Source organism: Streptomyces sp. NPDC006923 (assembly GCF_040635655.1).
Classification (GTDB): Bacteria; Actinomycetota; Actinomycetes; order Streptomycetales; family Streptomycetaceae; genus Streptomyces.
Map to the genome: position 1 here is coordinate 264,356 of NZ_JBEYIF010000001.1, position 13,209 is coordinate 277,564.

The following is a 13,209-nucleotide window of genomic DNA, read 5'->3' on the forward strand; positions in this document are numbered from 1 at the left end:
GTCGTCGGCAGTCGGCAAGACCGTATCGTTCACATTCCCCTCGCAAGGCTGCTCACGAGCGAGATCAGGATGTACACGATGATCATCAGAACGAAGAAGGACAGGTCGAGTGCCACGCCCCCGAGACGCAGCGGCGGAATGAACCGCCGCAAAAGCTTGAGCGGTGGATCGGTGACAGTGTAGGTGGCCTCAAGAACGACCACCATCGCCTTGCCGGGTTGCCATGAACGGGCGAACTGGAAGACGTAGTCCATGACCAGCCGGAAAATCAGCACGATGAGGAAGCACATCAGCACGATGTAGACCACCTGTAGCGCTACGCCCATCCCGCGCTTCCCTCTCCCCTGGTTCACTCTGCTCCGGCCGTCCGGCCGGTTCTGCCCCGCCGTGCGACCGGGTCGTTCCCGGTGTTGTGTTCTCAGCTCTGGTTGAAGAATCCGCCCTCTGCGATGCGGGCCTTGTCCTCCGCCGTGACATCGACGTTAGCAGGAGACAGCAGGAACACCTTCTGCGTCACCCGTTCAATGCTGCCATGGAGACCGAAGACGAGTCCCGCCGCGAAGTCGACAAGTCGCTTCGCGTCCGTGTCGTCCATCTCCGTGAGATTCATGATCACTGGGGTGCCCTCGCGGAAGTGTTCCCCGATGGTACGGGCCTCGTTGTAGGTCCTCGGGTGCAACGTGGTGATGCGGTAGGGCTCCCGCTCGGACACAACCTTGGGCATGATCACCGGTGCGTTCTTCTCCAGACTCGGGCGTTCAGGTGTGATGGATGCCACGGGGGCGATACGTGCCGGACGTCCGCTTTCTGCCGCTAGCGGAACCGGTTCACGCTCACGTTCACGCTGCGGAGGCGGGGAAACCACCCGGACCGGTTCCTCCCGCTCCGGTGTGTGGACGGGCTGGTGACGCCGGTGCTCCCGCTCGGGTTCCGGCTCGGGTTCGAAATCGTCGTCGGGGTCGAAGCCCCGGCCGTCGTACCCATCGTCCTCCACGAGGCCGAGGTAGACCGCCATCTTGCGCATCGCGCCGGCCATGCTCTGAGTCCTCCGCTCTGTGGTGGATCGGCCTCGTCACCAAGTGCCCGCGATCCACTAGGCCTGTCCGCCTTCGGCGGAAATGACCATATTTTCTGCTGTGGTCCGACTTGCTTCGCGACGTTACCCGAGGCTGGGTCGGACTCCGAGTACCGCCGTACCGACGCGAACATGTGTCGCTCCGGCCCGCACGGCGTCCTCGAGGTCCGTACTCATCCCTGCTGACACCATGTTCGCAGCCGGATGGTCCGCGCGCAGGCGGGATGAGAATTCCAGCAGCCGCTCGAACGCCGCCTGTTGCCGGCCCGCGTACGGCCCGGCGAGCGGCGCCACGGTCATCAGACCGCCGAGCCGCAGTCCTGGTGCGCCGGCCACCGCGGCGGCCAACTCCTCGATTCCGCCGGGTGCCACGCCGCCTCTCGACCCGCGCTCCCCGGTCTCCGCGTCGAGCGCCACCTGGATCAGGCACTCCAGCTCGCGCCCCGCGCGCACCGCCGCCGCGGAGAGTGCGGAAACGAGCTTGAGCCGGTCCAGAGACTGCACGACATCGGCATAACTGGCCACAGAGCGAACCTTGTTCGTCTGCAATTGGCCCACGAAATGCCAGGTGAGCGACAAATCGGCGCAGGCGGCGGCCTTGGGCGCGGCGTCCTGATCACGGTTTTCGGCCACATGCCGCACACCGAGTTCATGGAGGAGCCGGACATCACTCGCGGGATAGGTCTTGGTGACCACGATCAGGGTCACCTCCCGCCGCTCTCGCCCGGCGGCGGCACAGGCGGAGGCGATACGTTCCTCCACCGTCGCGAGATTTTCCGCGAGTTCGGTCTTGCGGTCCTTCATGCCTTATCAGTCCAGCCAGACATAGCCGGCGAGCCTGCCGGTCGTGCGGTCGCGGCGATACGAGAAATGATCGTCCGACTCCATTGTGCAGACCACCGACCGCTGCCGGTCGCGGACCCCGAGGGCATCGAGCTGCGCGTGCACTCCGGCCGTGACATCGACGGCCGGAGTGGACCAGCTCGTCTCGGACCGGGCCTCCGGTACGACCGCGGCGACCTCGTCGCGCATCGGCGCGGGCACTTCGTAGCAGCGGCCGCAGACGGCGGGTCCGGTACGGGCGGTGATCCGGGACGGTTCCGCGCCGAGCGAGACCATGGCCTCGACCGTGGCCGGGACGATCCCCGCGACCATTCCGGGCCGGCCGGCGTGGGCGGCGGCCGCGACCCCCGCGACCGGGTCGGCCAGCAGCACCGGAACGCAGTCCGCGGTGAGTACGGCGAGGGCGAGTCCGCGGCGCCGGGTGACGATCCCGTCGACGGCCGGGATCTCCGCGTCCGCCCAGGGACCTTCGACAACGGCCACGTCGCGGCCGTGCACCTGGTTCATCCAGACCACCCGGGCCGGATCGAGGGCCAGGGACTTCGCCGCGAGTTCGCGGTTCGCGCGCACGGCGGCGGGGTCGTCGCCGACCGCGCCGCCGAGATTGAGCTGCTCGTACGGAACGGCGCTCACCCCGCCCCACCGGTCGGTGAAGGCGAAGTGCGCGCCGCTCAGTGTCTCGTGCTGCCGTATCACTTCAAGAAGTCCGGGACGTCCAGCTCCTCCGCCTGGGCGTCCTGGTAGGGACGGGCCGGGGGGACCTGCGGCGGGCTCACCTGGGAGTACGACTTCTCGCTGATCGTCGGGGCGGATTCCGCCCGCACCGGGCTGTCGTCACGCGGCGGTACGGTGCCGAGTCCGCCCGTGGGCCGGCCGCTGTCCGTGGAACGGGCCGAGGAGGGCTGCTCGTCGCGCTTGGAGGAACCGGAGCCCAGGACCGTCTCACGGCGGGTGGGCGGCTGTCCGCCGTCGAACCCGGCCGCGATCACGGTGACCCGTACCTCGTCGCCCAGGGCGTCGTCGATGACGGCGCCGAAGATGATGTTGGCTTCCGGGTGGGCCGCCTCGCTCACGAGCTGCGCGGCCTCGTTGATCTCGAAGAGACCGAGGTCGGAACCGCCGGAGATGGAGAGCAGGACACCGCGAGCGCCGTCGATGGAGGCTTCGAGCAGCGGCGAGGAGATCGCCATCTCGGCGGCGGCCACCGCGCGGTCGTCGCCGCGGGCGGAGCCGATGCCCATGAGCGCCGAGCCCGCCTCCGACATCACGGACTTGACGTCCGCGAAGTCGAGGTTGATCAGCCCGGGGGTGGTGATCAGGTCGGTGATGCCCTGGACACCCGACAGCAGCACCTGGTCCGCGGACTTGAACGCGTCGAGCACGCTGACCTGGCGGTCCGAGATGGACAGCAGCCGGTCGTTGGGGATGACGATGAGGGTGTCGACCTCTTCGCGGAGCTCGGCGATGCCGTCCTCCGCCTGATTCGCGCGGCGGCGGCCCTCGAAGGTGAACGGGCGGGTGACCACGCCGATCGTCAGGGCGCCCAGCGAGCGCGCGATATTGGCGACGACGGGCGCGCCGCCGGTGCCGGTGCCGCCGCCTTCACCCGCGGTGACGAAGACCATGTCGGCCCCCTTGAGGACCTCCTCGATCTCCTCGCGGTGGTCCTCTGCCGCCTTGCGGCCGACTGCCGGGTTGGCTCCGGCCCCGAGGCCACGGGTGAGTTCCCGGCCGACGTCGAGCTTGACGTCGGCGTCGCTCATCAACAGTGCTTGCGCGTCCGTGTTGATCGCGATGAACTCGACGCCCTTGAGGCCGACCTCGATCATCCGGTTGATGGCATTGACACCACCGCCGCCGACACCGATGACCTTGATGACTGCGAGGTAGTTCTGCGGTGCTGCCACGTCGAAGGCCTCTCGCCTCGAGTTACGTGTCGTCGCTTCGCGGTTGTGGCGCCGCGACGACTGATGCCGATGGGACGGTTCGAAACGCCGACCCAAACCCTAACGTTGAACTTTAGGGTTACCAATGTGTCCGCTTCGTGGACTTTCTTGGACTCTTCCGAACAGGACACTAAGTCGACAAGTGGCGCGCGTTCAACGAACACGCCGAACCTCCCGTTTTTCTTTTCACCCTATGTGATCACCCATAGCGCTGACCAACCAGGGTGCTGGCCAGCACATATGTCCGTCAACTCCCCGATACCGCAGGCGCGGTGGGCGCGCTGACGTCGAAGTGCGCCGCCCCCGGAGCCGCTTTCATGAGAGCGGTGAGCGCTCGCGCCTTGGCGGCGCCACCCTCGGCACTGCCCCACATCACCGTACGGCCGCCGCTCAACTCCAGTGAGATCGAGTCGTACGAACGGACCTCGATCACCCTGGTGTCCTGGGCGACTTTCCCGGGCAGCCCGCTCCGCACCCGCACCGCTTCGCGCGCCAGACGGTCCGTTCCGAAGCGCCGCAGACTGGCCGACCGGTCCGCCGACAGCCGCAGCAGCGGAACCCCCCTGGGCGCGGTGTCCACCGTGGCAAACCGCTGGCCGGCTCCGTCCATTTCGATAAACTTCGCGTCTTTTTCGATCAGCAGGACGGGGATTCGCTCGACCACTTTCAGGTCGATCCCGTGCGGCCATGAACGAACGACGTCGACCGAGTCGATGCGCGGCAGTCTCCGCAGGAGGCGGCGCTCAATCGCGTCCGTGTCGACGGAAATCAGCGGCGCCCCGACCGGTACGGCGGCGGCCGCCTCCACCTCGCCACGGGTGAGCACGGCGGTGCCCGAGGTGCTCACCCGCTCGGCCCGCAGCCAGTTCGAGCCGTACAGCACCCAGAGTCCGCCGGCGAGAACCACCACCGCGCCCACCAGTACGATCATCTGCCGCCGGCCCGGGAGCCGGAGCCGGCGGGACGGCGGCTCCTGAGAAGGGCGGCCGGACTTCAACCGCGGTCGTGCGCCGCGCTCGGCGGTCGTCGGTCCGGCCACGCTCCCCTGCCTCCCTATGCCTTACGGCGCCCGGCGATCGCCTCGTACACCATGGCGACCAGCAGCTCATCGGCGTCCCTGCGGCCGAACTCGGAGGCCGCGCGGGACATCTCGTACAGCCGGTGCGGGTCGGCGAGCACCGGAAGCACTTGGCTCTGCACCCACTGGGGGGTCAGTTCGGCGTCGTCGACCAGCAGTCCGCCACCGGCCTTCACCACCGGCTGGGCGTTGAGCCGCTGTTCGCCGTTGCCGATCGGCAACGGGACATAGGCGGCGGGAAGCCCGACGGCGGAGAGTTCGGCGACGGTCATCGCGCCGGCGCGGCAGAGCATCATGTCGGCCGCGGCGTACGCGAGGTCCATACGGTCCACGTACGGTACCGGGATATAGGGCGGCATCCCCGGCATGTTGTCGACGCGCGGCATTTCGTTCTTCGGACCGACGGCGTGCAGGATCTGGATTCCGGAGCGCTGGAGCACCGGAGCGATCTGCTGGATCACCTCGTTGAGCCGGCGCGCGCCCTGTGACCCTCCGGAGACGAGCAGCGTCGGAAGGTTGGGGTCGAGCCCGAAGGCGGCGCGTGCCTCGGGGCGGACCCGGGCCCGGTCCAGGGTGGCGATGGTACGGCGCAGCGGGATACCGATGTAGCGGGCGCCCCTGAGCTTGCTGTCCGGGGTGGAGACGGCGACGCCGGCCGCGTACCGCGAGCCGATCTTGTTGGCCAGACCGGGCCTCGCGTTGGCCTCATGGACGACGATGGGCACCCCGAGCCGCTTGGCCGCGAGGTAGCCGGGGAGCGCGACATAGCCGCCGAAGCCGACGACACAGTCCGCCTTGGTGCGTTCCAGGATCTGCTCGGCGGCCTTGATCGTGCCGCGCAGCCGCCCGGGGACGGTGATCAGCTCCGGGGTGGGTTTGCGCGGCAGCGGTACGGCGGGGATCAGTCCCAGCTCGTACCCCCGCTCCGGGACGAGCCTGGTCTCCAGGCCGCGCTCGGTACCGAGGGCCGTGATTCCCACGGTGGGGTCCTGCCTGCGCAGGGCGTCCGCGAGGGCGAGCGCGGGCTCGATGTGGCCGGCGGTCCCCCCGCCGGCGAGTACGACATGCACCGAAATTCACCGCTCTCCGGACGGACGCTTCTTGACGCGCCGTCTCATCGTCTTCCATCTCACCCCGGGCCGTCGCATGGCCAGGGCCGCCTTCGCGGCGGGATCCTCTCGCGCGAACGCGATCAGCAGCCCGATAGCGAACATGGTCGGCAGCAGGGCTGAGCCTCCGTAGGAGAACAGCGGGAGCGGGACTCCGGCGATCGGCAGCAGACCGAGCACCGCACCGATATTGACCACGGCCTGCACCGTGATCCAGGTGGTCACACCTCCCGCTGCGTACCTCACGAAGGGGTCCTCCGTGCGTCCGGCCACGCGGATACCCGCATAGCCTAGAGCCGCGAAGAGAGCGAGCACCGACAGCGTCCCCGCCAGACCCAGTTCCTCCCCGGTGATGGCGAAAATGAAGTCGGTGTGCGGTTCGGGCAGTTGGCCCCACTTTTCGACACTGGCGCCCAGTCCGGATCCGAACCATCCGCCGGAGGCGAGAGCGTAGATTCCGTGCACCGCCTGCCAGCACTGTCCCTGCGGGCCCAGGTCGATCGCGCCGACGCACGAGAAGCGGGACAGCCGGTTCTCGTTGGTCTTGATGAGCGTGAAGCCGACCAGGCCGGCCAGCAGGAGCACCCCGCCGAAGAGGCGGGTGGGTGCGCCGGCCAGCCAGAGCAGGCCGAAGAGGATGGAGGTGAGAATGATCGCGGTGCCCATGTCGCCGCCGAGCATGATCAGCCCGAGCAGCATGAAGGCGACCGGGACAAGCGGCACAAGCAGGTGTTTCCACTGGGTGAGCAGCCGTCTGTCCTGCTTGCGGGCGAGCAGATCGGCGCCCCAGAGGATCAGCGCCAGCTTGCCGAACTCACTGGGCTGGAGCTGGAACGGGCCGCCCAGATAGATCCAGTTCTGGTTGCCGTTGACGGACCGCCCTATCCCCGGGATCTGGACGAGCACCATCAGGAAGACCGTGCCGACCAGCAGCGGATAGGAGAAGGCGCGGTGGAGCTTGGCCGGCATCTTGGAGGCGAGCAGCAGCAGACCGGTGCCCAGGACCACCGCGACGAACTGCTTGCGGAAGAAGTACGTGCCGGGCAGCGAGAGCTGGAGCGCGTAGATCATCGACGCGGAGTACACCATCACGAGCCCGAGCACGGTGATCAGCAGACCGCTGCCGAGGATCACGTAGTACGCGGTGAGCGGGCGGTCCCAGGCCCGCCGTGCCCGTTCGTAGATCCCCCGCGGCCCGGCACCGCGGGGCAGCCGGGGCCGGCCGTTACCGCGCCCCGCGCCGCGAGCGCTCGTGGGGCGGCGTACGGCGGCCCGGCCGCGCAGCGCGAGCCCGCGCCGGGTCCCGCGCCCGCCGGCCGGGGCCGCCCCGGCGAATTCCCAGCGGCGTACGGCGGGATGCGGATCTCGGCCCGCGATGTCGTCGGCCGGCATCGTCGCTGCCCCCTCCAGTCGTGCCTGGCGCGGCTGCCGGCGCTCCGGGGCCCGCGGCGAAACCGCCGGTGTCGCGGCCCCGGGACAGCGCGGCACGGCACGGGGCCGGACCGGTCAGGCGTGCTCGGCGGCGAGTGCGTGTACCGCGTCCGCGAACGCCTCGCCTCGCTTGTTGTAGTTGGCGAACATGTCCATCGAGGCGCAGGCCGGGGCCATCAGGACCGTGTCCCCCGGCTGTGCGAGCCGTGCCGCTTCGCGGACCGCCGCCGACATCGCCCCACTATCGGTCCGGTCGAGGTCCACGACCGGGACTTCGGGCGCGTGTCGCGCCAGGGCTTCCCGGATCAGGGCCCGGTCGGCCCCGATCAGGACCACACCGCGCAGCCGCTTCGCCGACGACTCGACGAGTTCGTCGAAGGCCGCGCCCTTGGCGAGGCCGCCGGCGATCCAGACGATCGGTTCGTAGGCGGCCAGGGACGCCTCCGCGGCATGGGTGTTGGTGGCCTTGGAGTCGTCGACGTAGCCGACCCCGCCGATGTCCGCGACGTGTTCGATGCGGTGCGGGTCGGGACGGAAGGCGCGCAGTCCATCACGTACGGCGACGGGTTCGACACCGAAGGCGCGGGCCAGGGCCGCCGCCGCGAGGGCGTTGGCGATGTTGTGCGGGGCGGCCCCGGATGCTCCGGAGTCCGCTGCGATGTCGCTGACCAGGGCGAGCTCCTGGGCCTGCTCGCGGCGGTTGTCGACGAAGGCGCGGTCGACCAGGATGCCGTCCACCACACCCAGTTGGGACGGCCCGGGGGTGCCGAGGGTGAAGCCGATCGCCCGGCAGCCCTCCTCGACATCGGCCGCGCGCACCAGGTCCTCGGTCGCCGGGTCGGCCGCGTTGTAGACGCAGGCGACGGTGTTGCCCTCGTAGATACGGCCCTTGTCGGCGGCGTACGCCGCCATGGAACCGTGCCAGTCGAGATGGTCGGGGGCGAGGTTGAGGACCGCCGCGGAGTGGGCGCGCGGGCTCGGTGCCCAGTGCAGTTGGTAACTGGACAGTTCGACGGCGAGCACGTCGTACGTCTCGTCGCCGGTGACGGCGTCCAGCAGCGAGACACCGATGTTGCCGACGGCGGCCGTGCGGAGCCCGGCCGCCTCCAGGATGGCGGCGAGCATCCGCACGGTCGTGGTCTTGCCGTTGGTGCCGGTGACCGCGAGCCAGGGAGCCGCGCCGGTCCCGCGCAGCCGCCAGGCCAGCTCCACATCGCCCCAGATCTCCACCCCGGCCGCCGCGGCCGCGGCGAAGAGCGGCTTGTCCGGCCGCCATCCCGGCGCGGTGACGATCAGCTCGGTGGATTCGGGCAGGGTCGCCCCGTCGCCGAGCCGGACGGTGACGCCCAGCTTCTCCAGCCCGGCGGCCTGGGCGCGGGTCCGCTCGTCGTCGCCGTCGTTCACGACGGTGACCTCGGCGCCGAGTTCGCGCAGTACCCGGGCCGCCGGGATCCCGGAGATCCCGAGACCCGCGACGGTGACCCGCTTTCCCTGCCAGTTCACTTATCGGCCGCCCAGCCCGCGTAGAAGAGTCCGAGGCCCACGATCACACACATGCCCTGGATGATCCAGAACCGCACCACGACAAGGACTTCTGACCACCCCTTGAGCTCGAAGTGGTGCTGGAGCGGAGCCATCCGGAAGACGCGCTTCCCGGTCATCTTGAAGGAACCGACCTGGATGACCACGGACATGGTGATCATCACGAAGAGGCCGCCGAGGAGCGCGATCAGGAACTCCGTGCGGGAGCAGATCGCGAGACCGGCGAGGGCGCCGCCCAGCGCGAGCGAGCCCGTGTCACCCATGAAGATCTTCGCGGGTGAGGTGTTCCACCACAGGAAGCCGAAGCAGGAGCCCATCAGCGCGGAGGCGACGACCGCGAGGTCGAGTGGATCTCGTACCTCGAAACAGGCGTTGGGGTTGGTCAGGGTGACCGCGTTGGCGCAGGACTCCTGGAACTGCCACAGCCCGATGAAGGTGTAGGCGCCGAAGACCATCACCGAGGCGCCGGTGGCGAGGCCGTCCAGCCCGTCCGTGAGGTTCACGCCGTTGGACATCGCGAGGATCATGAAGAGCGCCCAGACCACGAACAGCACCGGGCCGATGGACCAGCCGAAGTCCGTGACGAACGACAGCTTGGTGGACGCCGGAGTGTTGCCTCGGCTGTCGGCGAACTGGAGCGAGAGCACCGCGAAGGCGATACCGACGATCAACTGGCCCGCCATCTTGGCCTTGGCCCGCAGGCCGAGCGACCGCTGCTTCACGATCTTGATGTAGTCGTCCAGGAACCCGACGAGACCCATGCCCGCCATCAGGAACAGGACCAGCACACCCGAGAACGTCGGGTCCTCGCCGGTGATCACCTTCGCCAGGGCGTAGGCGATCAGGGTGGCCAGGATGAAGGCGATGCCGCCCATGGTGGGCGTGCCCTTCTTGCTGCCATGGGTGCGCGGGCCGTCGTCCCGGATGAACTGCCCGTATCCCTTGCGGGCCAGGAGCTTGATCAGCAGCGGAGTGCCGATCAGGGTCAGGAAGAGCCCGATGGCTCCCGCGAAGAGGATCTGCCTCATCGGCCGGCGACCTCGCCCTCGGTGGAGCTCTCCAGCAGTGCCTGGGCGACCTGCTCAAGACCGACCGACCTCGAAGCCTTCACCAGCACGACGTCTCCCGGACGCAGTTCACTGCGCAACAGGTCGATCGCCGCCTGCGTGTCGGACACGTGCACCGACTCCTCACCCCACGAACCCTCGTTGTAAGCGCCCAATTGCAGCCAGGACGCTTCCCTGCCCCCGACTGCCACGAGCTTGCTGACGTTGAGCCGGACGGCGAGCCGTCCGACCGCGTCGTGCTCGGCGAGCGAGTCGTCACCCAGCTCGGCCATCGGGCCGAGCACCGCCCACGTACGTCCCCCCGTGGCCCGTGTGGCACCGCCCATGGCGACCAGCGCGCGGAGCGCCGCTCTCATGGATTCGGGGTTCGCGTTGTAGGCGTCGTTGACGATCGTCACGCCGTCCGAGCGCTCGGTGACCTCCATACGCCAGCGGGAGAGGGTTCCCGCCTCGGAGAGCGCCACGGCGATCTCGTCGACGGACATGCCCAACTCATGGGCGACGGCGGCCGCGGCGAGCGCGTTCGACACGTGGTGCTCACCGTACAGCCGCAGCGTCACGTCGCTGCACCCGGAGGGTGTTCGAAGCCGGAAAGCGGGCTGTCCGGTCTCCGTGAGGCGGACGTTCTCTGCCCGTACGTCTGCTTCGTCTGACTCTCCGAAGAGGACGACACGGGCCTTGGTGCGGGACGTCATGGCGCGGACAAGGGGATCGTCGGCGTTGAGCACGGCGACGCCGCCCTCGGCCGCCGACGGCAGGGACTCCACCATTTCGCCCTTGGCCAGGGCGATCTGCTCACGGCCGCCGAACTCGCCGATATGGGCCGTGCCCACATTCAGCACGAGGCCGATCCTGGGCGGCACCAGCCCGGTGAGGTACCGGATGTCTCCGATGTAGCGGGCGCCCATTTCGAGGACGAGATAGCGGGTGTCCTCGACGGCCCGCAGCGCGGTCAGCGGCAGACCGATCTCGTTGTTGAGATTCCCGGCCGGCCAGACGGTGGGACCCCTGCGCTGGAGGAGCTGGGCGATCAGATCCTTGGTGCTGGTCTTGCCTGCCGAGCCGGTGAGCGCCACGGCGGTGGCGCCGAGGCGCTCCACGACGGCACGCGCGAGGGCGCCGAGGGCCCCTACGACGTCCTCGACGACGATGGCCGGGACTCCGAGGGGCCGGGCGGCCAGCACGGCGACCGCGCCCGCCTCGACGGCACGTGGCGCGTAGTCGTGGCCGTCGACGTGCTCGCCCGCGAAGGCGGCGAAGAGGCTGCCGGTCTCCACCTTGCGGGAGTCGATGACGACGGGTCCGGTGACCCGGACGGCCGGATCCGGTATGTCGTGCGGCTGCCCGCCGACGATGGCGGCGATCTCGGCGAGGGAGAGGGCGATCACTGGGTCATCCCTGACTGTTGTTCTCGTGACGGGGCTCGTGGCGTAGCGAGCGCTCGATGGCTTCGCGCAGGACCTGGCGGTCGTCGAAGGGACGCACCACCCCGGCGATGTCCTGGCCCTGCTCATGGCCCTTGCCCGCGATCAGCACGGTGTCGGCGGGCCGGGCCCGGGAGACCACCTCGGCGATGGCGGAGGCCCGGTCGGCGTCGACCAGGACATTGCCGCGCTCGTGGATCGGCACCTCGGCGGCGCCGGCGAGCATGGCGGCGAGGATCGCGAGCGGGTCCTCGGAGCGGGGGTTGTCGGAGGTCAGTACGGCGGTGTCGGCGAGCCGGGCGGCGGCGGCGCCCATGGGTCCGCGCTTGGTCTCGTCGCGGTCGCCGCCACAGCCGAGCACCAGGTGCAGCTTGCCCTCGGTGACCTTGCGCAGGGAGCGCAGAACCGATTCGACGGCGTCGGTCTTGTGCGCGTAGTCGACGACGGCGAGATACGGCTGGCCCGCCTCGACGCGCTCCAGCCTGCCCGGCACTCCGGGCACGGCGGCGATGCCGTCGGCGGCGGTCTGCGGGTCGATCCCGGCGACGGCCAGGGTGACGACCGCGGCCAGGGTGTTGGCGACATTGAACGCGCCGGGCAGGGGCGCCTCGGCGCTGATCCGCTCGCCCTTGGGGCCGACCACGACGAAGGTGGAGCCGTGCGTGCCGATCTCGACGTGCTCGGCCCGCCAGTCGGCGTCCGGGTGGCCCTCCGCGGAGAAGGTCGTGACCGGGACGGACGCCTCGGCGACGAGCCGGCGGCCGTACTCGTCGTCGAAGTTCACCACGCCGGACCTGCTGCGCCTCGGGGTGAAGAGCTGGGCCTTCGCCTGGAAGTAGTCCTCCATCCCGGAGTGGAATTCCATGTGCTCCGGGCTGAGGTTGTTGAAGACGGCGACGTCGAACACACATCCGTCGACCCGGCCGAGCACCAGGGCGTGGCTGGAGACCTCCATCGCCACCGACTCGACGCCGCGTTCCCGCATGACCGCGAAGAGTGCCTGGAGATCGGTGGCCTCCGGGGTGGTGCGCTCCGATTTGATGCGCTCGTCCCCGATCCGCATCTCCACGGTGCCGATCAGGCCGGTGCGGTGGCCCGCGCCGCGCAGTCCGCCCTCCACGAGATAGGCGGTGGTGGTCTTGCCCGAGGTGCCGGTGATGCCGATCTGGAGCAGGTCGGCGCCGGGGCGGCCGTAGATCTCGGCCGCGAGGTCGCCCATGGCGCCTCGCGGGTCGCGGACGACCAGGACCGGCAGTCCGGTGGCCGAGGCCCGTCCTGCGCCCGCCGGGTCCGTGAGGATCGCGGCAGCGCCGAGGCCGGCCGCCTGCGCGGCGAAGTCGGCGCCGTGGAAGCGGGCACCGGGCAGCGCGGCGTACACGTCCCCGGGGCGTACCGCCCGCGAGTCATGGGTGATGCCCGTCACTTCACCGGGGGCCTTCGCCTCCCCGTGTCCCGGTGCCTCGGCGCCCAGCCGGGCGGCCAGCTCCGCGAGGGAGGTCGGTCGGACCCGGTCCGGGCGGGGCGTCCCCGGCTGGTTCACCGGGGCGTCCTCAGGGGTGGTTCTGTACTGGTCAGCGTGTGGCACGGCGGTGAGCGTACCGGGACCGGCGGGCCCCGGGCCACGTGAGACGGACCCGTGCGCGGCGGGCTCTGGGCGGTTCCCGGAATCGGGCGTGATGGTTGTCACTGGGGCT

Annotated in this window: 12 protein-coding genes; all 12 read right to left on the reverse strand. The window is 69.7% G+C overall.

All coding sequences use genetic code 11. The annotated features are described in order from the left end of the window. Positions 1-29: 29 nt before the first annotated feature. Positions 30-326, reverse strand: coding sequence for a YggT family protein (locus ABZ707_RS01200; protein WP_319681647.1), 297 nt, complete (start codon positions 324-326; stop codon positions 30-32). Positions 327-418: 92 nt separating this feature from the next. Next, complete coding sequence (sepF, locus tag ABZ707_RS01205) at positions 419-1,036, reverse strand: cell division protein SepF (protein ID WP_360165729.1); 618 nt, start codon at positions 1,034-1,036, stop codon at positions 419-421. A gap of 123 nt (positions 1,037-1,159) precedes the next feature. After that, the gene (locus ABZ707_RS01210) at positions 1,160-1,879 is read right to left on the reverse strand and encodes a YggS family pyridoxal phosphate-dependent enzyme (protein WP_360165732.1); all 720 of its coding nucleotides are present in this window, start codon (positions 1,877-1,879) and stop codon (positions 1,160-1,162) included. Between the two features lie 6 nt (positions 1,880-1,885). Beyond that, positions 1,886-2,614, reverse strand: a complete 729-nt coding sequence (gene pgeF / locus ABZ707_RS01215) for a peptidoglycan editing factor PgeF (RefSeq protein ID WP_360165735.1) — start codon at positions 2,612-2,614, stop codon at positions 1,886-1,888. Beyond that, positions 2,611-3,825, reverse strand: coding sequence for a cell division protein FtsZ (gene ftsZ / locus ABZ707_RS01220; protein ID WP_360165738.1), 1,215 nt, complete (start codon positions 3,823-3,825; stop codon positions 2,611-2,613). Before ftsZ ends, pgeF begins: the two co-directional genes overlap by 4 nt. Before the next feature lie 286 nt (positions 3,826-4,111). Next, on the reverse strand, positions 4,112-4,903 hold the full coding sequence (locus ABZ707_RS01225) for an FtsQ-type POTRA domain-containing protein (RefSeq protein ID WP_360165741.1): 792 nt from the start codon (positions 4,901-4,903) through the stop codon (positions 4,112-4,114). Between the two features lie 14 nt (positions 4,904-4,917). Further along, positions 4,918-6,012, reverse strand: a complete 1,095-nt coding sequence (gene murG, locus ABZ707_RS01230; protein WP_319681653.1) for an undecaprenyldiphospho-muramoylpentapeptide beta-N-acetylglucosaminyltransferase — start codon at positions 6,010-6,012, stop codon at positions 4,918-4,920. A 6-nt stretch (positions 6,013-6,018) separates the two neighbouring features. Then, on the reverse strand, positions 6,019-7,443 hold the full coding sequence (gene ftsW, locus ABZ707_RS01235) for a putative lipid II flippase FtsW (protein WP_360165744.1): 1,425 nt from the start codon (positions 7,441-7,443) through the stop codon (positions 6,019-6,021). A gap of 114 nt (positions 7,444-7,557) precedes the next feature. Further along, on the reverse strand, positions 7,558-8,985 hold the full coding sequence (murD, locus tag ABZ707_RS01240; protein ID WP_360165747.1) for a UDP-N-acetylmuramoyl-L-alanine--D-glutamate ligase: 1,428 nt from the start codon (positions 8,983-8,985) through the stop codon (positions 7,558-7,560). Beyond that, entirely contained in the window at positions 8,982-10,052 is a 1,071-nt protein-coding gene (mraY, locus tag ABZ707_RS01245) for a phospho-N-acetylmuramoyl-pentapeptide-transferase (RefSeq protein ID WP_319681656.1), read from the reverse strand. Before mraY ends, murD begins: the two co-directional genes overlap by 4 nt. Next, positions 10,049-11,479 (reverse strand): UDP-N-acetylmuramoyl-tripeptide--D-alanyl-D-alanine ligase, encoded by a 1,431-nt coding sequence (gene murF, locus ABZ707_RS01250; RefSeq protein WP_360165752.1) that lies wholly within the window; start codon positions 11,477-11,479, stop codon positions 10,049-10,051. Before murF ends, mraY begins: the two co-directional genes overlap by 4 nt. A gap of 4 nt (positions 11,480-11,483) precedes the next feature. Then, a complete protein-coding gene (locus tag ABZ707_RS01255) occupies positions 11,484-13,202 on the reverse strand; it encodes a UDP-N-acetylmuramoyl-L-alanyl-D-glutamate--2,6-diaminopimelate ligase (protein WP_360165755.1) in 1,719 nt (572 codons plus the stop codon). Positions 13,203-13,209 lie beyond the last annotated feature (7 nt).

What these genes read in the sequence shown, in the direction of transcription:
- mraY (WP_319681656.1), bottom strand. Translation starts at nt 10,052, where the DNA reads ATGAGGCAGATCCTCTTCGCGGGAGCCATCGGGCTCTTCCTGACCCTG.
- ftsW (WP_360165744.1), bottom strand. Translation starts at nt 7,443, where the DNA reads ATGCCGGCCGACGACATCGCGGGCCGAGATCCGCATCCCGCCGTACGC.
- ABZ707_RS01200 (WP_319681647.1), bottom strand. Translation starts at nt 326, where the DNA reads ATGGGCGTAGCGCTACAGGTGGTCTACATCGTGCTGATGTGCTTCCTC.
- sepF (WP_360165729.1), bottom strand. Translation starts at nt 1,036, where the DNA reads ATGGCCGGCGCGATGCGCAAGATGGCGGTCTACCTCGGCCTCGTGGAG.
- ABZ707_RS01210 (WP_360165732.1), bottom strand. Translation starts at nt 1,879, where the DNA reads ATGAAGGACCGCAAGACCGAACTCGCGGAAAATCTCGCGACGGTGGAG.